The organism is Streptomyces sp. a15, assembly GCF_059026085.1.
On sequence record NZ_JBWLKM010000071.1, the window covers coordinates 1 to 21,425 of the forward strand.

Below are 21,425 nucleotides of genomic sequence, written 5' to 3' on the forward strand. Positions count from 1 at the left end.
TCGAAAGTCCCGCACAGCACCCACGGCGCCCGGCACGCACTCTCGCCGCACCGGCCGAAAGCCCAAGTACGTCCGGGTCATCGACGGGGCCTTCCGTCCGGCACACCGAGAGCACGCACCGGACACCGCGGGCACCGCACAGGACTTTCGAGACACCCCCTAGGCCGGCCCCAGGTCGGGCTGTCCCTGGTCGGCGAAGGCGTCGACGCCCGTGCGCCGCGCCGACAGCTCCCACAGGCGTGCCGCCTGGTCCGGGTCGACGGCGTAGTCCTTGACACCGGTGCGTTCGCCGTCGGCGGGGGCCGGTTCGGCGATGTCGCAGTCCTCCAGGTAGACGCCGCCCAGGCCGGACAGCTGGGGCGAGGTCGCGGCCCAGACCTGGGTGGCGGCGCCCTGCTGCGGGGTCTTCATGCCCTGCTGCGGGACCGGGTGGCCGACCTCGTCGATCCAGCCGTTCGCGACCATCTCCTCCCTCGGCAGATGCCGCTGGAGGGGAGTGAGGATGCCGCCGGGGTGCAGGGAGAAGGCGCGGACACCGCGGTCCCGGGCGAGCCGGTCGAGGTGGACGGCGAACAGGACGTTCGCCGTCTTCGCCTGGCCGTACGCCTGCCACTTGTCGTAGCCGCGCCGCCAGTCGATGTCGTCCCAGCGGACGCCGGAGAAGTGATGGCCCCGCGAGGACACGGAGACCACCCGGGCGCCGCCCGGCTCGATGGCCGGCCACAGGCGGTTGACGAGGGCGAAGTGGCCCAGGTGGTTCGTGGCGAACTGCGCCTCCCAGCCCGGCCCGGTCCGGGTCTCGGGGCAGGCCATGATCCCGGCGTTGCCGATGACGAAGTCGAGGGTGCGGCCCGAGGTCAGGAACCGTTCCGCGAAGGCGCGCACGCTCTCCAGGTCGCCCAGGTCCAGTTTCTCCACCTCGACACCGTCGAGGCCGGCCAGCGCCTCCCGGGCGGCGGCGGGGCGCCGGGCGGGGACCACGACCCGGGCGCCGGCCTTCGTGAGTGCCCGCGTGGTCTCCAGGCCGAGGCCGGAGTAGCCGCCGGTGACGAGGGCGAGCTGTCCGGCGAGATCGATACCGGCCAGGACGTCGCCGGCGGTGCTGTGGGCGCCGAAGCCCGAGCCGATCTTGCGCTGTGCGGTGCTGGCAGTGCTCATGCCCGGAACGCTGCGAATTGGAGTGCTCTCGAAGTCAAGCCCGACCGGCGGACCCGCTGAGGAAAAGGGGAAGCCCCGACCGGACGGGGGAATCACGGTCGGGGCTGGCTCAGGTGTGGGCGCGGATGGCGGTCGCCTCCCGGCGAAAGGCTCCACAGGGCTTCAGCCGAACGATCGTCCCTGTGGGCAAAAGGTGAGGCCCGGGGACACTGTCCCATCCACACCCACGGTCTGTTTAACGGGCAACCACCCGTGGATGTTCCGTCGTGCGCCGCGCGGCGGGGTGATCCGTGTCACGAGCGCCCGGCGCCCGGAACGGCCTCGTCCCAGAGGTTCTCCGCCTGCAGCAGCAGGGTGCCCAGGACGACCGTACGAGTGAGGTCCTGCTCGGCGTGCTCGCGCAGCCCTTTGCGCAGCCGCTCGTGCAGCTCCCACATCGCCTCCTCGTTCTCATCGGCCGAACGCGCTTGCTCGCCGGTGCCCACCAGACGGTCCCGCTCCGCGTGGCACGCGTCCCCGATGAGCTCCAGGAGACGAGCGTACGAGCGCAGGACGGAGCCGTCGGGCGGGGCGGGCGTCCGGTCGCCGTCGGCCGCCACCGCCAGCGCCCGGGTCAGTGCTCCGATGTGCCCGGTGATACGGCTCCAGCGCTCGTCCTCCTCGGGGGGCGGGACGCTCGGCGGGACCCGGTGAAGGGCCCGGAGCGGGCCGTAGGTGAAGCGCAGGCTCTCCTGGCTCCAGCCGCGGGCCGACCACAGCGCGTCCAGCCGCCGCTCCAGCCGTGCGGCGCCACTCGACCAGTCGGCGGCGGACTGCGTGTCCCACTCGGCCTCCCGCAGATCGGCGGCGACGGTGTGCAGCAGGTCGCCCGTCTCCCCGGCGAGCGCCGCCAGGTTCTCCCGTACGTCCCGCAGGTGGATCGGCGGCAGAACGAGCGCGTTGACCGCGACCCCGATGACCGCGCCCAGCGCCGCCTGACCCACCCGGTGACCGACCGCCGACGCGGTGACCGTGCCGGCGGCGAGGGTGAACACCGCGGTGGTCGCCCCGTAGATGCCCTGGTCGCCGAAGCGGTGCCAGTTCGACAGGAGCATCAGCACGGGTACGGACAGTGCCAGCGCGCCCAGTGTGTCGCCGGTGAGCCACTGTGCCGCCGACGCCAGCAGCGCCCCGGCGCAGATCGCCGTGAACTGCTGCGCGGCCTGCCTGAGCGAGCTGTAGACCGTGGCCTGCACCAGCACCAGGGCCACCCAGGGCGCCATCAGGGCCATCGGGTCGCTCAGCCAGTCGCTCGCCACATACCAGGCGAGCAGCGCCGCCACGGCGGCCTTCAGCGACTGCACGACCAGGTCGCGTTCCCGGCCGGGGCCGCGCCAGGCCGCCAGGACGGCCCCGCTCACGACGTGTGCCTCCCGCCGCAGGGCGTCGGCCGGGCGGGCGGAGCGCACGCGTACCCCATCTCTCACACGGATCATGCCGGGTGGGTATCCCCGCGGCGCGGCCCCTCACATCCGGGCAGCTCAGCCCAGGGGACTCTCGGCCAACGACGCCAGCAGGTCGGCCGGATCGGCGTAGATCGCCGCGGCGCCCGCCTCCTCCAGGTCCGCGCGCGGAATGCCGCCGCACAGGACGCCGACGCAGCGCACTCCGGCCCGGGAGCCCGCGCGCATGTCCCAGACCGTGTCACCGACGAACACGGCCCGTTCGGCGGGTACTTCGGCCAGGTCCAGGGCGTGCTGGACGGATTCGGGGGCGGGCTTGCCCGCCTCGACGTCGTCGGCGCTCGCGGTGGCGGCGATCGCGTCGTCCGCGTCGATCGCCCGCCGCAGGGCGTCGAGTTCCGCGCCGCTCGCGGACGTCGCCAGCACCACCCGCCAGCCGCGCTGATCCAGGCGCCGCAGCAGGCGCCCGGCGTCCTGGAGGGCGGGCAGCCGGTCGAAGTACTGGCCGTACAGGGCCTTGTGGGCGGCGCTCAGCCGCGCGTCCTGGTCCTTGTCCCGGTCGTCGCCGAGCAGATGGGCGACGAGGTCGGCGGAGCTGAGGCCCACGGCCCGGTGGACTGCGTGCATCGGCACCCGGTGGCCCGCCTGCCGGAAGGCCTCCCACCAGGTCGTCACATGGAGGTGATTGGTGTCGACGAGGGTCCCGTCGACGTCGAACACGGCCGCCCGTTCCATCCGCCCGTCCTTCCTGTGTTCGCTCGGCGCACGAGGAGCGCACGAGTACCACCTCAGGTGCTCGCCACTCGGTCCGGCACCCGGCCCTGCCGGCTCCACGCCAGCAGTTCCTCCACGGACCACGTGGTGACGACCCGTTCAGGGGGCACGCCGCACTCCTCGGCGCGCGCACATCCGTGGATCTGCCAGTCCAGTTGGCCGGGCGCGTGCGCGTCGGTGTCGACCGAGAACAGCACCCCCGCCTCCAGGGCCCGGCCGAGCAGCCGCCGCGGCGGGTCGAGGCGTTCGGGCCGGCTGTTGATCTCCACGGCCGTACCGGACTCGGCACACGCGGCGAACACCTCGTCCGCGTCGAACTCCGACTCGGGCCGCCCCCGTCCCGTCACCAGCCGTCCCGTGCAGTGCCCGAGGATGTCGGCGTGCGGATCACGTACGGCGGCCACCATGCGGCGGGTCATCGAGCGGGCGTCCATCCGCAGCTTGGAGTGCACGGACACCACCACGACGTCGAGCCGCTCCAGCAGCTCCGGTTCCTGGTCGAGCGAGCCGTCGTCGAGGATGTCGCACTCGATGCCGGTGAGGAGGCGGAACGGCGCCCAGGTCTCGTTGAGTTCCGCGACCACCTCCAACTGTTCGCGGAGCCGCTCGGGCGACAGTCCGCGCGCCACGGTCAGCCGCGGCGAGTGGTCGGTGAGCACCGCCCACTCGTGGCCCAGTTCGGCCGCCGCCCGGCCCATCTCCTCGATCGGGCTGCCGCCGTCCGACCAGTCGGAATGCAGATGGCAGTCTCCGCGCAGCAGCGCCCGCAGTCGTTCGCCGCCCATGGCCAGCGGCGCCGCGGCCTCGCTCTCCAGCTTCTCCAGGTATCCGGGCAGCCGGCCGTCCAGCGCCTCGCGCACCACCTGTGCCGTCCTGGGACCGACGCCCTTGAGGGTCTCCAGCGTCCCCGCGTCCGCCCGCTCGCGCATCTCGCCCTCGGGCAGCGCGGCCAGCACCCGGGCCGCGCTGCGGAAGGCACGCACCCGGTATGTCGGGGCCCGGCCCCGCTCCAGCAGGAAGCCGATCCGCTCCAGGGCCGCCACGGGATCCATCGCCACCTCCTGCATCAGATCCGCCATCGGCTCCTCCAGAGTTCCCCAGGGCGAGGTGGGCCGCACACCGAAAGCCGCGGCCGTCCGACCTGCGGGCGGTTTGTCCGGTACGTGGCCGGGTACTGCGATGCCTCATCGCCCTCGCCCGCGTCCACGAGGAGGCCTGTCATGTCCGCCCCCACCGCACCCCGCAGCAAGGTGGCCGTGATCACCGGCGCCGACTCCGGCATCGGCAAGGCCACCGCCGTCCGCCTGGCCCGGGCGGGGATGGACATCGGCATCACCTGGCACAGCGACCTCAAGGGCGCCGAGGAGACCGCCGAGGAGGTCCGCACCCACGGGCAGCGGGCGGCCGTGACCCAGATGGACCTCACCCGGCTGCCCACCGCCGCCGGCACCGTCGACGAGCTGTGCCACCGGCTCGGCCGCCTCGACGTCCTGGTCAACAGCGCCGGTACGGGCACCATGACGCCGTTCCTCGACCTGGAGCTCGACGACGTCCGCGAGGTCATCGACGTCGACCTGGTCGGCCCGTTGCTGTGCGGTCAGAAGGCGGCCCGGCACATGATCCAGCAGGGCGGCGGAGGCCGGATCGTCAACGTGACCTCCGTCCACGAACACCAGCCGCGGGTCGGCGCCGCCCCGTACTGCGCGGCCAAGGGCGGCCTCGGCCTCCTCACCCAGGTGATGGCCCTGGAGCTCGCCGAGTACGGCATCACCGTCAACGCGGTGGCTCCCGGCGAGATCGCCACGCCCATGACCGGCCAGGAGGACACCGACCCGCACACCGAGGAACGCCCCGGCGTCCCGCTCGGCCGACCCGGCGACGCCCGTGAAGTCGCGGCGGTGATCGCCTTCCTCGCCGGCCCCGACGCCTCGTACGTCACCGGCGCCTCCTGGAGCGTCGACGGCGGCATGCTCCGGATGGGCCCCCAGGCCGGCTCGCACCTGGGCAGCGACGATTGGAGGCGTCCTTGAGGCCGCGCCCGTGAGGCTGCGCACCAGCTCCTGCGACCGTCCCGGCTTCACCCTCCCCCACTCTCGGCTTCGCTCGAGCGGGGGGACCCCCATCGCCGCGGCCGCGGCTTCCGCTACCGGGACACGACCGGCGAGCCGCTCACCGACCCCGAGCAGCTCGCCCGGATCCGCGCCCTGACCATCCCGCCCGCCTGGTGCGACGTGTGGATCTGTCCCTGGCCGGGCGGGTATCTCCAGGCGGTCGGCACCGACGCCGCCGGACGCCGCCAGTACCTGTACCACGAGCGGTTCCGCGCCCAGCAGGAGCAGGCCAAGCACGAACACGTCCGCGAGGTCGCCCGCGCCCTGCCACAGCTGCGGGAGCGGGTCGCCGCCGACCTCGGCGGGCGCGGGCTGAGCCGCGAGCGGGTCACGGGCCTGCGCGGTGCGCCTGCTCGACCTCGGCTTCTTCCGGATCGGCAGCGACCGGCACACCCACTACAGCGAGACCTACGGCCTGACCACGATGCTGCGCGAGCACGTCACCTGCCGCCGCGACGAGACCACCTTCAGCTATCCGGCCAAGGGCGGCACCGACATCGTCCGGGCGCTCGTGGACGACCAGGCCCTGGCCGTCGTACGAGCGCTGTTGCGGCGGCCGCGCGGCGGGGACCGGCTGCTCGTGTACTGGGAGCGTGGCGCCTGGCGCGAGCTGCACGGCGGGGACCTGAACGAGGCGCTGCGCCGGCTGGCCGGCACCGACATCACGGCCATGGACTTCCGCACCTGGCACGCCACCTCCTGGCCGGCGTCGTGCTCTCCGTCACCGCCGAGGCCGCCCGCGCCACCCCGGCGGTGGCAGACCAGCCGGGCGGTGCGCGAGGTCAGCCACTACCTGGGCAACACCCCCGCGGTGTGCCGGGCCTCCTACATCGACCCGCGGGTCTTCGAGCTGTTCGAGGAGGGGAGGACTATCGCGCCCGTGCTCACCCGGCTGGGCGAACACGGGAACTTCGGGCGGCCGGCCACCCAAGGAGCGGTCGAGGCGGCGGTGCTCGACCTGCTGGGCGGGTGACACGAACGCAGCCCTTCCGCGGGTTGCGTTCTACGCTCGATACATGACCGAAAGCGCGACACCTCACATCGCTCATCCGCGGATCCTGGTGCTCGGGGTCCAGCCGACCACGCCGCCCTTCCGGATCGTGGAGATCGACGGCCAGATGGTCGGTGAGGCGAGGGCCGTCACCGACGTCCTGGAGGCCGCCGCCGCGTTCGGCATCACCGTCCACGACCTGGACGACCCGGAGGTGGTCCGCTGGGTGGGCGGCGACAAGTTCACCTGGACCCGGCACTGACCGGCGGCGGAGGCGTCCGGGTCGCCGCGTCAATACCTTGGTACTACCAGGAGTTGGGAGGGTGGGTGGCGGGGCCAGGCACCCGCCACCCACCCCCCTCTCGGCCTCAGCTGTGCACGGCCCGGCTCAGCCGCCGACCCAGCAGGAGGTAGCCCACCAGGGCACCGGTCGTGTTGAGGATGACGTCGTCGATGTCGAAGGCCCGGCCGGTGATCAGCGCGCCCTGGGCGAACTCCACCAGGAGCATCACGGTCGCCGTCAGCAGGAGCACCCGCAGCATCCCGCGGGTCCGCGGGGCGACGACGGGGACCAGGACGCCGAACGGGACGCCCAGCAGCAGGTTCCCGCCGATCTGCTTGACGGCGTCCCGCAGCGCGGGCTGGTCCAGATAGGCGCGCAGGGAGCGCCCCGGCCGCATGTTGGTGTGCGTCAGTGCCTCCGAGGCGGGGGAGGGCTCCAGGGTCAGCCGGGCCAGCACGACGGCGAACGCCACCATCACCGCGAACGCGCACAGCATCGCCAGCAGGCGGAGGGGAAACGGCACGGAATGCCGCTCGCGCCGGGCCGACCCGCGCTCGGCCTTGGCGCCCTTGCCGGTCTTGGCGGTTTTGGCGGTTTTGGCCTCGGCCGCCTTGGCGGGCTTGGCGGCCTTCTCCGGCTTCGTGTCCTTGCTGTCCTTGCTGTCCTTGCCGAACTTGCCGGACTTGGTGGTACGCAGGCGTAAAGCGGTACGTGGACGTGAGGCTGTACGGGCCATGCGGTCCTCCAGTCTTCAACTTCCCTGCGTCGTAAGGCGATTACCCGCGAACCGGCCGAGAATGCCGCCGAGCCGCCTCGGGCCGGTCCGCCCGCCGTTCTCCTTCGTCCGGCCGGGGCACTCCGGCTGAGACCCGGCGTGCGACGCTCCGAACCATGGCCGAGCTGCTGTCCTGGTGGGCCGCGCCTGCCGTCCTCCGGCTGATGTTCATCAGCGCGGTCGGCACGCTGGAGCTCGGCGGGCGGTGACCGGCCGGTGAACGGCTGGAGGTGCCGCGGCGGCCGTCACGCTCGGCGCGGGCCTGGGAGCCGCACTGTGGGGCGTCGCGAACGGACCGCTGCGACGCCGGGTCGTGGCACAGAACCTGTCCACGGCCCTCGCCTGCCCCGCCCGCCTGCTGCTCTCCCAGGGCTACGACCGCTCGTCCTACGTCGATCTCGCCCTGGTCCTCGCGCTGCTGGGCCCGGTCGGCACGCTCGTCTTCGCCCGTCTGCTCGCCGACGAGCCGGCCGAGGACCCGCCGCGCGCCTGGGGAGTGACCTGTGCGGCGGTCGGCGTCGGCGCGGCCGTCGTGCTCGCCCTGTGAGTGGCCACCGGGCCGAGCCGCGCCATGGCCAAGCTCCTGATCGTCGGGGCACTGCTGATCGCGGGGAGGGGCCGCGAACTGCGGGGCGTCGCCGTGCTCTTCGTCGCGGGAGCCTTGGGCCTCGCCGGTCTGCCGCCCTTCGGTACGGCGCTCGGCAAGTCCGTCACCGAGGAGGCCGTGGGCGGCCGGCTCACCGTGCTCTACGTCGTGGCGACCGCGGTCACCGCCGGAGGGTGCTGCGGGTTGCCGGGCGGGTCTTCTTCGGCCTCGGCTCCCCTCCGGAAGACGGGCACGCGTACGAGACGACCGGCTCGGGGGAGCGGCCCGAGACCCGGCACAGGCTGCGCCGGATCCCGGACACCATGACGGCCGTGCCCGCGGTACTGCTCGCCGGGGCGCTCGCCGTCGGCGTGGCACCCGGCTTCGCCGACGTGGTGTCCCACGCCGTGAACGAAGCCGGGTCCCCGGCCGGCATCCTGCTGGGCCTGGCCTCGACCGCGCCGGCCGTGGGCCTCGCGGCCACGGCCGTCACCCGGCCGGGGCTGCTCGGCGCACCGGACTGGGCGCTGCCGCTCAGGCGCCTGCAGTCCGGCACGTCGGCGACTACGGGGCCTGGGTGCTGGTCGGTGCCACCGTGCTCGGCGCTCTCTCCCTGCCGGGGATCCTCGGCGCCTGATCAGGTGCCGTAGCTGACCTCCACCTTCTTGAAGCCGAGGGAACCCAGCAGGCCCTTCAGCATGGTCGTGGTGTTCGTTTCGGCGCGCTTGGTCAGCTCACTGTCCTTCGCCGCCTCGCTGATGTGCCGTATCGCGAGTTTCTGCACGGCCTGTTCGCTGTTGGGGTTGTCGGAGAAGAGGTCGCCGAGTCGGTCGAGGAGACCGCGCTGCTTGGAGACGGCGTAGGAGCGGTCGGCGTCGAGGGCCGCCTTGCCGAGTTGTGCGTGCGGCAGCCGGAGGGTGGCGGACGTACGGTCGTCGTTGACCGTCACGTCGTTCTTGCCGACCTTGCCGAGGTCGACATAGGCGTCGACGGTGCCCGCCCCGACGTACAGGGTGCGGGAGCCGCGGATCGCGTCGGGCAGGTACTTGGTGTCCTTCTCCAGGTCGACGACGATCTGGAAGTTGCCGGAGGCGGCGTCGTAACGGCTGATGTCCTGGATGGACTCGAGAAGTGCGGGGCCCGAACGGTCGTGCGTCTCCGTGCCGAACAGGTCCTTGAGGCCTGGCAGCACGCTCAGCCGGATCCCTGCGAAGAACACGACGAGCACCAGCACTACGGCGCTCACCACCTTCGCCCAGCCCGGCATGCGTGTGGACACGCGCCTGATGGGAGTCGTCATGGCGACGGCCCTCCTTCCTACTGTTCGAATTCCCCTCAATGCCCTTGGCAGACCGCTTCGTTGGCCGATTGAGACCGCTGACGGAGGCAGGGAGGGCGCACTGGCGTCAACAAGCCCCCTGTCGGCGCGCCTGGAGACAGACCCTGGATGAGCGCAGACTGGTAGGAACTCGGCCTAATGCGACTTGAGTTCGCGGTCACCCGACGGCCGCGACCACCACACCCCCTCGCCGTGTGTCAGCCCAGGCAGCCGCAGCTCGACCTCGCGCACCCGCCGGGCCGGCAGCTTCCCGGTGATCAGCCAGGCCGTGGACCCGCCCGTGGTCCCCGTGAACTCCGTCCCAACAGACGCCAGTTGAGCCGTGACCGGCGCCAGCGCGTCCAGTGGGACCTCCGCCTCGAAGGCGTGGTACGGCTCGTACAGCCGGGTCCCCGCCTGCTCGAGCGCCCGGCGCAGCACGATCGGTGTGAGTCCGCGGAAGTCGGCGGCGGTGCTGACCGGCGCGCAGAAACCGGACCGGGTCAGCGTGACCCGGTAGTCCGTGACGGGTGCCCCGCACAGGCCGGTGGCCATGGTCGCGTGGACCGTCTCCTCGATGGCCTGGTGGAAGGCGCGGGGGAGCGCCCCGAGTTCCGTCTCGTAGGTGAACACCCCGCCCGAGCCGCGCGGCCCCGGCTCCACGCGCAGCCCGATCGTCGCCCAGTAGCGGGTCCGGTCGTGCCACGGCAGTTCCTCCGTGGCCTCGCCGACGCCGGCCGGCCGCTCCAGGAACCGGACCCGGCCCGGCTCGAAGTCGGCTTCGATACCGAAGTCCTCGGCGAGCGTCGCCGCGAGGACCTCCATCTGGACCTCGCCGTAGAGGAGCAGTGCCGTGGCGCCCAAGGCCGCGGGGCGGGCGTGGATCAGGGGGTCCTGGTCGGCGAGGGCGAGCAAGGCCTTGCGGAGGGGGGCCGCGTGTTCGGGGTGGCGGGACCTGACGAGGGTCTCCAGTGTCGGCGGCGCGAACTGCGGGGCGCGGTCGCCTCGGGGATCGCCGAGGCGGTCGCCCACCCGGATGCCGGCGACACCGGTGAGGGCCGCGATGTTCCCGGCGGTGAGCCGCTCCGACCCGCCGACGACATCCAGGCGCGTCACCCGGCCAAAGACCTCGGTGGTGCGGCCGTCCGCCTCGCGCCGCAGGAACGTGAGGCGCTGGTGCCGGGTCACCTCACCGTCGTAGAGACGCAGGTACGCCGTCCGTTCGCCGCCGGGACCGGGCCGTACGGCGAAGACCGTGCCGCGCGGTGCGCGGTCCCGTGTCGTGGGGGCCGGCGGGATCAGCCGGGTCACGCCCTCGACCAGCTCGGCGACGCCCTGGCCGCCGAGGGCCGAGCCGAAGAAGACGGGGTGGAAGGAGCCGTCGGCGGTGCGCGCGGCCAGGGCCTCGCGTAGCTCGTCCGGCGTCGGCTCCGGGCCGTCCACGACCGCGGCCAGGACGCCCGGGTCGACCTCGGCGAGGGCCTCGGCCAGCCGCCGGTCGGCCGGGAGAGGCACCGCACGGGCCCGGGCCGTGCCGAGGCCCGTCACGTCCGTGAGCGGCGCGATGTACGGGGTCAGCCGGCGTCGGATGTCGGCGAGCAGGGCGTCGGAGCGGGCGCCCGCCCGGTCGATCTTGTTGACGAAGACCAGCGTGGGCAGCCGCAGCCGCCGCAGGGTCCGCATCAGCACCCGGGTCTGCGCCTGCACGCCCTCCACGGCGGACAGCAGCAGCACCGCGCCGTCGAGGACCTCCAGGGCGCGCTCCACCTCGGCGATGAAGTCCGAGTGCCCGGGGGTGTCGATGAGGTTGACCTGTGTGTCGCCGACGGCGAAGGCGGCGACGGCGGAGCGGATGGTGATGCCGCGCTGCCGCTCGATCGTCCCGTCGTCCGTGCGGGTGTCGCCGGCGTCCACGCTGCCGAGCCGCTCGATCATGCCGTGGTCGAACAGCAGCCGCTCGGTCAGGCTGGTCTTACCGGCGTCGACGTGGGCCAGAATTCCGATGTTCAGGGTGTGCATGCGGGGTCGTGTCCTCGAGAACCGTCGTCCAGTAGGGGCGCTGGGGGTTGTCGAGGAGTCGGCGCATGCGAGGGGTCCTGACGTGAGGGAACACGGACGCGCCCATCATGACCCGTCCCCGTGGACGGTCCGCAACCGGTTTTCGCATCGTGCGTAGCATGAGCCCCGGCAGCCGGAATGATCATGCGAGGAGCGGGATCGTGCGAGACATCGCCGTGTTCAGCGGGAGTGCCCATCCCGAGCTGGCCCAGGAGGTCTGTGCGCATCTCGGAGTGCCACTCAGCCCTACCCGGGTCAGCCGGTTCGCGAACGACTGTCTGGAGGTACAGCTCCAGGCCAACTGCCGGGAACGGGATGTGTTCCTCATCCAGCCGCTGGTCAAGCCGGTCCAGGAGCACCTGGTCGAGCTGCTGCTGATGTGCGACGCGGCGCGCGGGGCGTCGGCCGGCCGGATCACCGTCGTCATGCCGCACTACTCCTACGCCCGCTCCGACAAGAAGGACGCGCCCCGCATCTCGCTGGGCGGGCGGCTGGTCGCTGACCTGATGGTGGCGGCCGGTGCCAGCCGTGTCCTGGCGGTGACGCTGCACTCGCCGCAGGTCCACGGGTTCTTCTCGGTCCCGGTCGACCACCTGCACGCGCTGCGCGAGCTCGCCGCGCACTTCCGGCGCTACGACCTGTCCCGCACCACCGTCGTCTCGCCGGACCTCGGCAACGCCAAGGAGGCCGCCGCCTTCGCCCGCCTGATCGGGGCCCAGGTGGCCGCCGGCGCCAAGCAGCGGTTCGCGGACGACCGGGTCAGCATCAACTCGGTCATCGGCGACGTCGCCGACCGGGACGTCATCGTGCTGGACGACGAGATCGCCAAGGGCAGTACGGTCCTCGAACTCCTCGACCGGCTGCGGGAGTTGGGGCCGCGCTCGATCCGGGTCGCCTGCACGCACGGGCTGTTCGCGGACGGTGCGCTGAAGCGGATCGGCGAGCAGCCCGACGTACTGGAGATCGTGTGCACCAACACGGTGCCGGTCGCCGCGCAGGAGCGCACGGACAAGCTGCGGATCCTGACCGTCGCCCCGGCGCTCGCCGAGGCCGTGCGCCGCATTCACAACGGTGAGTCCGTCAGCGCCCTGTTCGACGCGCCGCGAACCGAATAGACAGGAAGGAGCACGGCACGGCTCGCAGCACGGCGCGGCAAGGCTCGGCATCACCCGGATGCTCAGGAGGGCTCGCAGTGGCGAAGGCGAAGTTCGAGCGGACGAAACCGCACGTGAACATCGGCACCATCGGTCACATCGACCACGGCAAGACCACCCTGACGGCGGCCATCACGAAGGTGCTGCACGACCGGTTCCCCGACCTGAACCCGTACACGCCGTTCGACCAGATCGACAAGGCGCCCGAGGAACGGCAGCGCGGGATCACGATCTCGATCGCCCACGTCGAGTACCAGACGGAACGCCGGCACTACGCGCACGTCGACTGTCCCGGACACGCGGACTACATCAAGAACATGATCACCGGCGCCGCCCAGATGGACGGCGCGATCCTGGTCGTCGCAGCCACCGACGGACCGATGCCGCAGACCAAGGAGCATGTGCTGCTGGCGCGGCAGGTGGGCGTCCCGTACATCGTGGTGGCCCTCAACAAGACGGACATGGTCGACGACGAGGAGATCCTGGAGCTCGTCGAGCTGGAGGTCCGTGAGCTGCTGACCGAGTACGAGTTCCCGGGCGACGACGTGCCGGTGGTGAAGGTCTCCGCGCTCAGGGCCCTCGAAGGCGACCCCGAGTGGAGTGCCTCGGTGCTCGAACTCCTCGCCGCCGTCGACGAGTTCGTGCCGGAGCCGGTGCGGGACATCGACCGGCCCTTCCTGATGCCGATCGAGGACGTCTTCACCATCACCGGCCGCGGCACCGTCGTCACCGGCCGGATCGAGCGCGGCGTCCTGCACGTCAACAAGGAGGTCGAGATCATCGGCATCCACGAGCAGAAGACGAGGACGACGGTCACCGGCATCGAGATGTTCCGCAAGCTCCTCGACGAGGGCCGGGCGGGCGAGAACGTCGGTCTGCTGCTGCGCGGTGTGAAGCGGGAGGACGTCGAGCGCGGCCAGGTCGTCATCCAGCCGGGCTCCGTGACCCCGCACAAGGTCTTCGAGGCGCGGGCGTACATCCTGTCGAAGCACGAGGGTGGCCGGCACACGCCGTTCTTCGAGAACTACCGCCCGCAGTTCTACTTCCGCACGACCGACGTGACCGGGGTGGTCACCCTGCCCAGGGGCACCGAGATGGTCTTGCCGGGCGACAACACGACCATGCACGTCGAGCTGATCCAGCCCATCGCCATGGAGGAGGGGCTGAAGTTCGCCATCCGCGAGGGCGGTCGCACGGTCGGCGCGGGGCAGGTCACGAAGATCATCGCCTAGCCGCGGTCACCCAGTCGCGGTCACACGGAGCCGGACGTGGCCTCGGGCTGGTCCAGGGCCGCGTCCAGCGTAGGCATCGGCGGCAGCAGCCGGGCCAGGCCGGTGACCCGCAGGACGCGCAGCGTGAGCGGATGCGTGCAGACCAGGAGCAGCCGGCCGTCGTTGTCCAGCACCCGGCTGCGGGCGCGGTACAGCAGCCGCAGCCCTGAGCAGTCGAAGAACTCGACCCGGCTGAGGTCGATCACCACGCGGGCGTCGGACCGCCCGGTCACCCGGTCCAGGTACGGGATGATCTCCATCGCCGAGGCGATGTCGATCTCCCCGCGGAACTCCAGCACCGTGTGTCCTCGGTCCTGGTGGACGCGCAGATGCCGGGTGAGCGGTGTGGGTACCTGCTCCACGACGACATCGCCTCCAACCGGCTCCCGAAGGGGCAGGGGTGCGCCCAAATCCGTTCCCCGCCCTGCAAGTTACCCTCGATGGAGTGAATTTGAGCATGTTCGATTGACATATGTCTTCGAAATGCGACGGAGCCTTACGACAGGGCGTGCCAGGCCTTGGAGAGCGCCTGGCGGAACTGCTCGCTCTGGTGGGCCGTGAGCTCCCGGACCATCCGCTCCTCCAGCTCCCGCACGGGCCCCGCGTGCTGAGCGAGCAGCTCCCGGCCCGCGTCGGTCAGCAGGATCAGCAGCTCGCGGCGGTTGCGGGGATTGCGCTCCCGGCGCACCAGTCCGCGGTTCTCCAGTGACCGTACGAGATCGGCGATGGACTGGGCGGTGACGAACGAGTCCCGGGCCAGCTGGGCCGCCGACAGCCCGTCGTGCCGCTCCAGCACGGTGAGCGCGGTGTACTGCAGTGCGGTGATCCCGGAGGGTTTGACCAGGTCGTCCAGGTGCGATCGCACGACCAGCTCCAGCTGCTTCACCATGTAGAGGAGAGACGGAGGTGCCTTGACTGCCTGGGTGTCGAGCATGACTTCAGGTTAGAGCATTGACAGGAAACCTGTCTGTAATGAGACTGCGAACAGACAGGAATCCTGTTGGTTGAAATCTTGGCGATGAGGCTGAGGAGTGGCGATGACCACCATCGAGATCGAACCCGGACGGCTCTTCATAGGCGGGCAGTGGCGGGAGGCCGCCGACGGCGCCCGCACCGAGGTGGTCGACCCGTCCCGGGGCACGGTCGTCACCACCGTCGCGGAGGCCGGCGCGGTCGACGTGGACGCGGCCGTACGCGCCGCCCGCGAGGCCTTCGACGACGGCCGGTGGTCGGGGATGAGCGGCCGTGAGCGGGGCCGGATCCTGTACCGGGTCGCCCAGCTGATCCGGGAGAACGCCGACGAGCTCGCCGCGCTGGAGAGCCTGGACGTGGGCAAGCCGATCACGCTGTGCCAGGCCGTCGACGTGACGAACGCGGCCAACGACTACGAGCACTTCGCCGCCCTCGCCCACTCCCTGGACGGCGCGACCCGCGACACGCCCCTGAACGCCCTCGCGTACACCAAGCGCGAGCCGCTCGGCGTGGTCGCCGCGATCACACCCTTCAACTTCCCGCTCGTCCTGGCCGGCACCAAGATCGCTCCGGCGCTCGCGGCCGGGAACACCGTGGTCCACAAGCCCGCTGACGAGACCCCGCTCAGCGCCCTCTACATGGCCGGGCTGCTGCGGGACGCCGGTGTCCCGGACGGCGTGGTCAACGTCGTCACCGGCTCCGGCCCGGTGGCGGGCGAGGCCCTACTCAGGCACAGCGGCGTCGACAAGATCGCCTTCACCGGTTCCACCGCCGTCGGCCGGCACGCCGCGAGCGTCGCCGGCGAGAACCTCAAGCCGGTCACCATGGAGCTCGGCGGCAACGCGGCCCACATCGTCTTCGAGGACGCCGACCTGGAGAAGGCGGTCGGCGCCGTCATCAAGGGCTTCGTCTTCAACACCGGACAGTTCTGCATGGGCGGCCCGCGGCTGCTGGTCTCCCGCCCGGTGTACAGCACGATGCTCGGCATCCTCGCCGAGGCCGTCCCCGGGGTACCGCTCGGTGACCCCCGGCAGCCCGAGACCGTCGTCGGCCCGATGGCGGGGGAGCGGCACCTCAAGAAGGTCGAGGAGTACGTCGAGCTCGCCCGCAAGGAGGGCGGCCGCATCGTCTGCGGCGGCGAACGCCTCGACCTCGACGGCGGCTACTACTACAAGCCCACCGTGATCGCCGACCTGCCGAACGACTCCCGGGTCGTCCAGGAGGAGGTCTTCGGACCCGTCCTGACCGTGCAGCCCTTCGACTCCGAGGAGGAGGCGGTCCAGCTCGCCAACTCCACACCGTACGGCCTGGCTTCGGGCGTCCAGACCTCGAACCTCGCCCGCGCCCACCGCATCGCCGACCGGCTCCAGGCGGGCATCGTCTGGGTCAACGACTGGGCGATGCTCGACCCGGCCGTCCCGTTCGGCGGGGTCAAGGACTCCGGCTTCGGCCGCGAGTACGGGACCGAGGCGCTCGCCTCGTACACCAGGGTCAAGTCCGTCGTCGTCTCGCTCGACTGAGCGCGCACTCCAGGGAGTTCCCACGATGTCCATCACCACCCGCGCCGCCGTCGTCGAGTCCGGCGGAGCGCCCTTCACCCTCAGTGACGTCCAGCTCGACGAGCCCGGCCCGCACGAGGCGGTCGTCCGCATGGTGGCGGCCGGTCTGTGTCACACCGACCTCGGCGTGGCGAGCGGCGGTCTGCCCTTCCCGCTGCCCGGCGTACTGGGCCACGAGGGCGCCGGGGTCGTCGAGGCCGTCGGCTCCGGCGTCACCGGGGTCGCGCCCGGCGACCACGTCGTGCTGTCCTTCACCTCCTGCGGCGACTGCCCCAACTGCCGGGACGGCCACCCCGCGTACTGCGCAACCTGGCTGCCGATGAACCTCATCGGGGGCCGCCGGGCCGACGGCAGCAGCACCATCAGCCGTGCCGGGGAGCCGCTCGGCGGGCACTTCTTCGGCCAGTCCTCGTTCGCCGAGCGGGCCCTGGTGGACGAGCGCAGCCTCGTCAAGGTCGACGCGGACGTACCGCTGGAGTCGATCGCCCCGCTGGGCTGCGGCGTACAGACCGGCGTCGGCGCCGTGTGGAACGTGCTGAAGCCGACCCTCGGCTCCACCGTGGTCGTGCTCGGCGCCGGTGCCGTCGGCCTCTCGGCGGTCATGGCCGCCGCCCTCACCCCCGCCACCACGATCGTCGCCGTCGACCGCGTCGCCGAACGCCTGTCGCTGGCCAAGGAGTTGGGGGCCACCCACACCGTCAACGCGGGCGAGACCGACCTCGCCGAGGCACTCGCCGAGATCACCGGCGGCCAGGGCGCCGACGGCGTCGTCGAGACCACCGGCAACGTCGGCGTCCTGCGCCAGGGCGTCGACGCGCTCGCCGCCCGCGGCACCCTTGTCATCGTCGGCGCCCCGCCGTTCGGCAGCGAGGTCGCCCTGGACGTGAACGGGATGCTCGGCGGCAAGCGGGTCGTCGGCCTCACCCTCGGCGACGCCGAGACGCAGACCTTCATCCCCGCCCTGGTCAAGCTGGTGAAGGAAGGGCGGCTCCCGCTGCACCGCCTGATCAGCACCTATCCGTTCGCGGACATCGACCAGGCGGTACGGGACATGGGCGCGGGCAAGGCGATCAAGCCCGTGCTCACGTTCTGACCCTGACTCCCTGGCTCAGTCGACCGTGAGGACCAGCTTTCCCGTGGTCCGGCCGGTGTCGCCCAGCGCATGCGCCTCGGCGGCATCGGCCAGCGGGAAGGCGCGTGCGATCGTGGCCCTCAGCTTCCCCTGCTCCACGAGGTCCGCGATCGCGCGCATCCCGGCCCGGTCGGCGTCCACGAGCATCCTCAGGGCCCGTACGCCGAGCCGCTCGGCCTCCTCGTAGAGGTCGTCCGACCCGACCGGCAGGATCGACACCACGAGCCCGCCCGGCCGCAGCACGCGCAGCGACTTCAGGGAGGTCTCGCCGCCGAGCGTGTCGAGTACGACGTCGACGTCCTTCACGGCCTCGGCGAAGTCCGTCTCCCGGTAGTCGATCGCCTCGTCCACGCCGATCCCGCGCAGGAAGTCGTGCTTGCCCGCGCTGGCCGTGCCGATCACGTACGCGCCGCGCGCCTTGGCGATCTGCACCGCCACGTGGCCGACTCCGCCGGCCGCCGCGTGGATCAGCACCCGCTGCCCCGGCTGGAGATCCGCGTTCTCCACCAGGGCCTGCCACGCCGTCAGGGACACCAGCGGCAGCGCGCCCGCCTGGGTGTGGTCGATGACGGACGGCTTGTGGGTGAGGGCGCGGACCGGGGCGATGGCGTACTCGGCGTGCGCGCCGTGGCCGAAGGGGTACGGCAGCATGCCGAACACCTCGTCGCCGGGCTTGAAGGTGGCGACCCCGATGCCGACCGCCTCCACCACACCGGAGACGTCCCAGCCGAGCACGAAGGGCGGCTCGCCGAGGAAGCCGCCGGTCGCCCGGTGCTTCCAGTCGGTGGGGTTGAGGCCGGCGGCGCGGACCCTGACCAGTACCTGGTTGGGGCGCGGGCGCGGGCGCTCCACCTCCACCTGCTTCAGGACCTCGGGACCGCCGAGGACGTCCTGGCTGATCGCTCGCATCGTGTTCACAGTGCTCATGGTGAAACAGCCTGCCGGGAGCCGCCCGTCCGGGAAATGGCACGATTGCCAACCTTCGATAGAATCGTGCCATGACGCATCTGGAGCGGGACGAAGGGGCCGAGCGGGTCGAGCGGGTCGTGGTGCTGGCCCTGGACGGTGTGTACCCCTTCGAGCTGGGCATCCCGAGCCGGATCTTCGGCGCGGCCGACGGCCGGTACGAGGTGCTGACCTGCAGCGTCGACGGCCGCCCGGTGCGCAGCAACGCGGACTTCACCATCGGCGTCGAACACGGCCCCGAGATCCTCGCCACGGCCGACACCGTGGTGATCGCCCCCGTCGCGCCCAACTGGGTGACCGCTGACCTCCCGGACGAGGTGGTGGCCGCCCTCGCCCTCATCGGCCACGACGCGCGGATCGTCTCCATCTGCACGGCCGCGTTCGTCCTCGCCGCGGCCGGGCTGCTCGACGGCCGCAGGGCCACGACCCACTGGCAGCTGGCCGACCACTTCCGGCGCAGGTACCCGCACATCGCCCTCGACCCCGACGTGCTCTTCGTCGACGACGGCCGGATCCTCACCTCGGCCGGAGCCGCCTCCGGCGTGGACGTCTGCCTGCACCTGGTCCGCCGGGACCACGGCAGCGAACTGGCCAACACGGTCGCCCGCCGCTGCGTGGTCCCGCCGTTCCGGGACGGCGGCCAGGCCCAGTACATCGAACATCCGGTCCCGGAACAGGGCGCCGCGAGTACCGCCGCGACCCGCGCCTGGGCCCTGGAGCGTCTCGGCGACCCCCTGACCCTGGCCGACCTCGCCGGCCACGCCCGGATGAGCCTGCGCACCTTCGCCCGCCGCTTCAACGAGGAGGTCGGCCTCAGCCCCGGCCGCTGGCTCATCCAGCAGCGCCTGTCCCGTGCCCGCCACCTGCTGGAGGCCACCGACCTGTCCGTGGACCAGATCGCCGGACAGGTCGGCTTCGCCACGGGCGCCTCCCTGCGCCAGCACCTGCACGCCTCCATCGGTGTCTCGCCCCAGGCGTACCGGCGGACGTTCCAGACGGCGGCGCGCTGAACGTTCCGTACCGCTGCCGCGTCGGAGATCAGGAGCAACGGCGGACGGACAGGGGTGGGGATGCGCGCAAGGCTGGTGGCAGTGGCTGTACTGGCGGCGACGGCGGCGATGGGGTGCGGTGCCGAGAAGGACGTGGTCGTCGAGGGGACAGCCCCGGCCACGCCCTATGGCGGCCCGCTGTACGTGCCCACACGGGACCTGGACGAGGACAGCGAGGAAGCCGCCCTCGACGAGTCGGGCGCGGCAGGACGGGCGCTGGAGTGCGACGGCGAGGCCTACTCGGGCGGCCAGGGTGAGACGTGGGGCAAGGGGGACGGCGGTTCGACACCCGAGGAGGGGCTGAAGCTGTACTTCGACATCGAGCAGCCGGAGATACCCCGGTCCGGCTACCGCCTGGAGCGCACGGAAGGCGACCGCGCGCTCTTCTCCTTCGACGTGAAGGGCAGGACCAAGGTCGCGGTCGTCGTCGCGAAGGACCAGAAGCACCGGCCGGGTTGGGGCCCGGAGACGAGCGCCTCCTGCGACCCGGCCGAACTCCCGGCGAGTTTCACCGACTCCGAGGAATTCGAGATCTGGACCGACCGGCAGGGGCGCCGGCTCCCGACCACCACCATCAGCAGCCACGCCGGCCCGGAACACTGCGACTGGCAGAGCGCGCACTTCCTGTCCCTGGGCCGGGGCGAGGACCGGCGGCAGTACGTCCGCGATCCCGAGTCGGTGTTCGAGAGCGACGCGCTGACCACCCCGTACCACGGGGACGTCCGTATGCCCGATGGCGCCCGCGACACCGGATACCGCCTGGGTGACCAGGAGTTGTGGCTCACGGACGATCGGTCCGTCGCCTACGTCCGCACATCCGACGGCGTGGAGGCCTGGCCCGTCACGAAGCGGATGGTGGGGTGTAAGTGACCGCTCACCTGCTGGCGTGCAGGGCGACCAGCAACTGCCAGACCTGGTCGGCGATGTCCCGGGCGTCTGCTTCGAGGAGCCCGTGCAGCCAGTCGGCCAGGACACCGGCGAAGGTGGCGGCGACGGCCGAGGCGACCAGCGGGGCGTCGGCCGCGCCCGCGAGTTCGCGCTCGCGCAGGCTGTAGGCGCGCAGGTCCCGGTGCAGCACCCGGCCCAGAGGGCCACCGCCACCCGGGGTCAGCAGCGTGCGGTACAGCGCGGCGCGCGGAGCGAGCGAGTCGAAGAACTCGGCCAGCGCGGGCGGCGCGTGCACCGGGTCGGGCCGGCCGCGCCAGGCGTGCAGGGCGTCCACGGCCTCCCGTACGACGTCCGCGCAGGCGTCGACGGCCAGCGCCTCCAGGCCGTCGTAGTGGACGTAGAACGTGGCCCGCCCGACCCCGGCCCGGCGCACCAGCGCGGCCACGCCGACCTCCTCCAAGGGGCGGTCGGCGCACTCGTCGAGGAGGGCCTGCCGCAGCCGCGCCCGGGTGCGCGCGGTCCGCGGGTCCTGCGGGGTGTCCCGGCTCACCGGGCGAGCAGGACGGCGCCCAGGGCGAGCGCGCCCGGCAGGGCCTGCGCGAATAGGATGCGCCGGTTCGCGGTGACCGAGCCGAACACACCGGCGACCACCACACACCCCAGGAAGAACACCTGCGCACGGAACCCGGTGGGATCCGAGGCGACCAGCCCCCACACCAGCCCCGCCGCGAGAAACCCGTTGTAGAGCCCCTGGTTGGCGGCCATCGGCGCGGTCGCCGCGGCCATCTCCCGATCGAACCCGTGCAGCGCCCTGCCGGGCTTCTTCTGCCACAGGAACACCTCCAGCACGAGGATGTACGCATGCAACGCGGCCACCAGGCCGACCAGCACGTTCGCCAGGATCTCCATGTGCTGCCTCTGTTTCATGGACGGGTGTC

General features: G+C 72.0%; 22 protein-coding genes and 1 pseudogene. 11 read left to right on the forward strand and 12 right to left on the reverse strand.

Annotation, left to right across the window (positions count from 1 at the left end):
- Positions 1–159 precede the first annotated feature (159 nt).
- From AC5P09_RS40350 to AC5P09_RS40365, 4 genes are all read right to left on the reverse strand, one after another.
- Positions 160–1,158 carry an SDR family NAD(P)-dependent oxidoreductase gene (locus AC5P09_RS40350; RefSeq protein ID WP_493878675.1) on the reverse strand — a complete coding sequence of 333 codons (999 nt, stop codon included), beginning with the start codon at positions 1,156–1,158 and terminating at the stop codon, positions 160–162.
- Positions 1,159–1,451: 293 nt separating this feature from the next.
- Positions 1,452–2,633, reverse strand: coding sequence for an FUSC family protein (locus AC5P09_RS40355; protein ID WP_493878676.1), 1,182 nt, complete (start codon positions 2,631–2,633; stop codon positions 1,452–1,454).
- Positions 2,634–2,678: 45 nt separating this feature from the next.
- Positions 2,679–3,335 (reverse strand): HAD family hydrolase, encoded by a 657-nt coding sequence (locus AC5P09_RS40360; RefSeq protein ID WP_493878677.1) that lies wholly within the window; start codon positions 3,333–3,335, stop codon positions 2,679–2,681.
- A 53-nt stretch (positions 3,336–3,388) separates the two neighbouring features.
- The gene (locus tag AC5P09_RS40365; RefSeq protein ID WP_493878714.1) at positions 3,389–4,426 is read right to left on the reverse strand and encodes a PHP domain-containing protein; all 1,038 of its coding nucleotides are present in this window, start codon (positions 4,424–4,426) and stop codon (positions 3,389–3,391) included.
- A gap of 168 nt (positions 4,427–4,594) precedes the next feature.
- On the opposite strand from AC5P09_RS40365, the gene AC5P09_RS40370 reads away from it, so the two are divergent.
- The 3 genes from AC5P09_RS40370 to AC5P09_RS40380 all read left to right on the forward strand — a co-directional run bounded on the left by AC5P09_RS40370 (position 4,595) and on the right by AC5P09_RS40380 (position 6,738).
- Positions 4,595–5,404 (forward strand): SDR family oxidoreductase, encoded by an 810-nt coding sequence (locus tag AC5P09_RS40370; RefSeq protein ID WP_493878678.1) that lies wholly within the window; start codon positions 4,595–4,597, stop codon positions 5,402–5,404.
- A 424-nt stretch (positions 5,405–5,828) separates the two neighbouring features.
- Positions 5,829–6,458, forward strand: coding sequence for a hypothetical protein (locus AC5P09_RS40375; RefSeq protein ID WP_493878679.1), 630 nt, complete (start codon positions 5,829–5,831; stop codon positions 6,456–6,458).
- Positions 6,459–6,501: 43 nt separating this feature from the next.
- On the forward strand, positions 6,502–6,738 hold the full coding sequence (locus AC5P09_RS40380) for a hypothetical protein (protein ID WP_493878680.1): 237 nt from the start codon (positions 6,502–6,504) through the stop codon (positions 6,736–6,738).
- Between the two features lie 106 nt (positions 6,739–6,844).
- On the opposite strand, the gene AC5P09_RS40385 is transcribed toward AC5P09_RS40380, so the two are convergent.
- Positions 6,845–7,495, reverse strand: a complete 651-nt coding sequence (locus AC5P09_RS40385) for a VanZ family protein (protein WP_493878681.1) — start codon at positions 7,493–7,495, stop codon at positions 6,845–6,847.
- A 352-nt stretch (positions 7,496–7,847) separates the two neighbouring features.
- On the opposite strand from AC5P09_RS40385, the gene AC5P09_RS40390 reads away from it, so the two are divergent.
- Positions 7,848–8,081, forward strand: coding sequence for a monovalent cation/H+ antiporter complex subunit F (locus tag AC5P09_RS40390; protein ID WP_493878682.1), 234 nt, complete (start codon positions 7,848–7,850; stop codon positions 8,079–8,081).
- Positions 8,082–8,144: 63 nt separating this feature from the next.
- Positions 8,145–8,757 (forward strand): annotated as a pseudogene (locus AC5P09_RS40395) (complex I subunit 5 family protein); the annotation flags it as partial.
- On the opposite strand, the gene AC5P09_RS40400 reads toward AC5P09_RS40395, so the two are convergent.
- Together AC5P09_RS40400 and otr(A) are read right to left on the reverse strand one after the other, a co-directional pair.
- Positions 8,758–9,420, reverse strand: coding sequence for a DUF4230 domain-containing protein (locus AC5P09_RS40400; protein ID WP_493878683.1), 663 nt, complete (start codon positions 9,418–9,420; stop codon positions 8,758–8,760).
- A gap of 174 nt (positions 9,421–9,594) precedes the next feature.
- Positions 9,595–11,457, reverse strand: a complete 1,863-nt coding sequence (gene otr(A) / locus AC5P09_RS40405) for a tetracycline resistance ribosomal protection protein Otr(A) (protein ID WP_493878684.1) — start codon at positions 11,455–11,457, stop codon at positions 9,595–9,597.
- A gap of 200 nt (positions 11,458–11,657) precedes the next feature.
- Between otr(A) and AC5P09_RS40410 the strand changes: the two genes are divergently transcribed.
- Both AC5P09_RS40410 and tuf read left to right on the forward strand, forming a co-directional pair.
- Positions 11,658–12,611, forward strand: coding sequence for a ribose-phosphate diphosphokinase (locus AC5P09_RS40410; protein ID WP_493878685.1), 954 nt, complete (start codon positions 11,658–11,660; stop codon positions 12,609–12,611).
- Positions 12,612–12,688: 77 nt separating this feature from the next.
- Positions 12,689–13,882, forward strand: coding sequence for an elongation factor Tu (tuf, locus tag AC5P09_RS40415; RefSeq protein ID WP_493878686.1), 1,194 nt, complete (start codon positions 12,689–12,691; stop codon positions 13,880–13,882).
- A 20-nt stretch (positions 13,883–13,902) separates the two neighbouring features.
- Here tuf and AC5P09_RS40420 read toward each other — a convergent pair whose 3' ends face one another.
- Positions 13,903–14,283, reverse strand: coding sequence for an anti-sigma factor antagonist (locus AC5P09_RS40420; protein ID WP_266451135.1), 381 nt, complete (start codon positions 14,281–14,283; stop codon positions 13,903–13,905).
- Between the two features lie 134 nt (positions 14,284–14,417).
- Positions 14,418–14,855, reverse strand: coding sequence for a MarR family winged helix-turn-helix transcriptional regulator (locus AC5P09_RS40425; RefSeq protein ID WP_266451136.1), 438 nt, complete (start codon positions 14,853–14,855; stop codon positions 14,418–14,420).
- Positions 14,856–14,958: 103 nt separating this feature from the next.
- Here AC5P09_RS40425 and AC5P09_RS40430 point away from each other — a divergent pair, with 103 nt between their 5' ends.
- Positions 14,959–16,413: an aldehyde dehydrogenase family protein gene (locus tag AC5P09_RS40430; protein WP_493878687.1), complete on the forward strand. Its 1,455-nt coding sequence runs from the start codon at positions 14,959–14,961 to the stop codon at positions 16,411–16,413.
- A gap of 25 nt (positions 16,414–16,438) precedes the next feature.
- A complete protein-coding gene (locus tag AC5P09_RS40435; protein WP_493878688.1) occupies positions 16,439–17,545 on the forward strand; it encodes an NAD(P)-dependent alcohol dehydrogenase in 1,107 nt (368 codons plus the stop codon).
- A gap of 15 nt (positions 17,546–17,560) precedes the next feature.
- On the opposite strand, the gene AC5P09_RS40440 is transcribed toward AC5P09_RS40435, so the two are convergent.
- Positions 17,561–18,511: an NADP-dependent oxidoreductase gene (locus AC5P09_RS40440; protein WP_493878689.1), complete on the reverse strand. Its 951-nt coding sequence runs from the start codon at positions 18,509–18,511 to the stop codon at positions 17,561–17,563.
- 71 nt (positions 18,512–18,582) lie between these two features.
- On the opposite strand from AC5P09_RS40440, the gene AC5P09_RS40445 reads away from it, so the two are divergent.
- Complete coding sequence (locus tag AC5P09_RS40445; RefSeq protein ID WP_493878690.1) at positions 18,583–19,560, forward strand: GlxA family transcriptional regulator; 978 nt, start codon at positions 18,583–18,585, stop codon at positions 19,558–19,560.
- Between the two features lie 60 nt (positions 19,561–19,620).
- The gene (locus tag AC5P09_RS40450) at positions 19,621–20,469 is read left to right on the forward strand and encodes a hypothetical protein (protein ID WP_493878691.1); all 849 of its coding nucleotides are present in this window, start codon (positions 19,621–19,623) and stop codon (positions 20,467–20,469) included.
- Between the two features lie 4 nt (positions 20,470–20,473).
- Here AC5P09_RS40450 and AC5P09_RS40455 read toward each other — a convergent pair whose 3' ends face one another.
- Together AC5P09_RS40455 and AC5P09_RS40460 are read right to left on the reverse strand one after the other, a co-directional pair.
- Entirely contained in the window at positions 20,474–21,037 is a 564-nt protein-coding gene (locus AC5P09_RS40455) for a TetR/AcrR family transcriptional regulator (protein WP_493878692.1), read from the reverse strand.
- Positions 21,034–21,396 carry a DUF1304 domain-containing protein gene (locus tag AC5P09_RS40460; RefSeq protein WP_493878715.1) on the reverse strand — a complete coding sequence of 121 codons (363 nt, stop codon included), beginning with the start codon at positions 21,394–21,396 and terminating at the stop codon, positions 21,034–21,036. The genes AC5P09_RS40455 and AC5P09_RS40460 overlap by 4 nt, the downstream gene beginning before the upstream one ends.
- Positions 21,397–21,425 lie beyond the last annotated feature (29 nt).

What these genes read in the sequence shown, in the direction of transcription:
- AC5P09_RS40435 (WP_493878688.1), top strand. Translation starts at nt 16,439, where the DNA reads ATGTCCATCACCACCCGCGCCGCCGTCGTCGAGTCCGGCGGAGCGCCC.
- AC5P09_RS40450 (WP_493878691.1), top strand. Translation starts at nt 19,621, where the DNA reads ATGCGCGCAAGGCTGGTGGCAGTGGCTGTACTGGCGGCGACGGCGGCG.
- AC5P09_RS40430 (WP_493878687.1), top strand. Translation starts at nt 14,959, where the DNA reads ATGACCACCATCGAGATCGAACCCGGACGGCTCTTCATAGGCGGGCAG.
- AC5P09_RS40440 (WP_493878689.1), bottom strand. Translation starts at nt 18,511, where the DNA reads ATGAGCACTGTGAACACGATGCGAGCGATCAGCCAGGACGTCCTCGGC.
- AC5P09_RS40370 (WP_493878678.1), top strand. Translation starts at nt 4,595, where the DNA reads ATGTCCGCCCCCACCGCACCCCGCAGCAAGGTGGCCGTGATCACCGGC.
- AC5P09_RS40445 (WP_493878690.1), top strand. Translation starts at nt 18,583, where the DNA reads ATGACGCATCTGGAGCGGGACGAAGGGGCCGAGCGGGTCGAGCGGGTC.
- AC5P09_RS40385 (WP_493878681.1), bottom strand. Translation starts at nt 7,495, where the DNA reads ATGGCCCGTACAGCCTCACGTCCACGTACCGCTTTACGCCTGCGTACC.
- AC5P09_RS40355 (WP_493878676.1), bottom strand. Translation starts at nt 2,633, where the DNA reads ATGATCCGTGTGAGAGATGGGGTACGCGTGCGCTCCGCCCGCCCGGCC.
- AC5P09_RS40365 (WP_493878714.1), bottom strand. Translation starts at nt 4,426, where the DNA reads ATGGATCCCGTGGCGGCCCTGGAGCGGATCGGCTTCCTGCTGGAGCGG.
- AC5P09_RS40460 (WP_493878715.1), bottom strand. Translation starts at nt 21,396, where the DNA reads ATGGAGATCCTGGCGAACGTGCTGGTCGGCCTGGTGGCCGCGTTGCAT.
- AC5P09_RS40400 (WP_493878683.1), bottom strand. Translation starts at nt 9,420, where the DNA reads ATGACGACTCCCATCAGGCGCGTGTCCACACGCATGCCGGGCTGGGCG.
- AC5P09_RS40360 (WP_493878677.1), bottom strand. Translation starts at nt 3,335, where the DNA reads ATGGAACGGGCGGCCGTGTTCGACGTCGACGGGACCCTCGTCGACACC.
- AC5P09_RS40350 (WP_493878675.1), bottom strand. Translation starts at nt 1,158, where the DNA reads ATGAGCACTGCCAGCACCGCACAGCGCAAGATCGGCTCGGGCTTCGGC.
- AC5P09_RS40425 (WP_266451136.1), bottom strand. Translation starts at nt 14,855, where the DNA reads ATGCTCGACACCCAGGCAGTCAAGGCACCTCCGTCTCTCCTCTACATG.
- AC5P09_RS40380 (WP_493878680.1), top strand. Translation starts at nt 6,502, where the DNA reads ATGACCGAAAGCGCGACACCTCACATCGCTCATCCGCGGATCCTGGTG.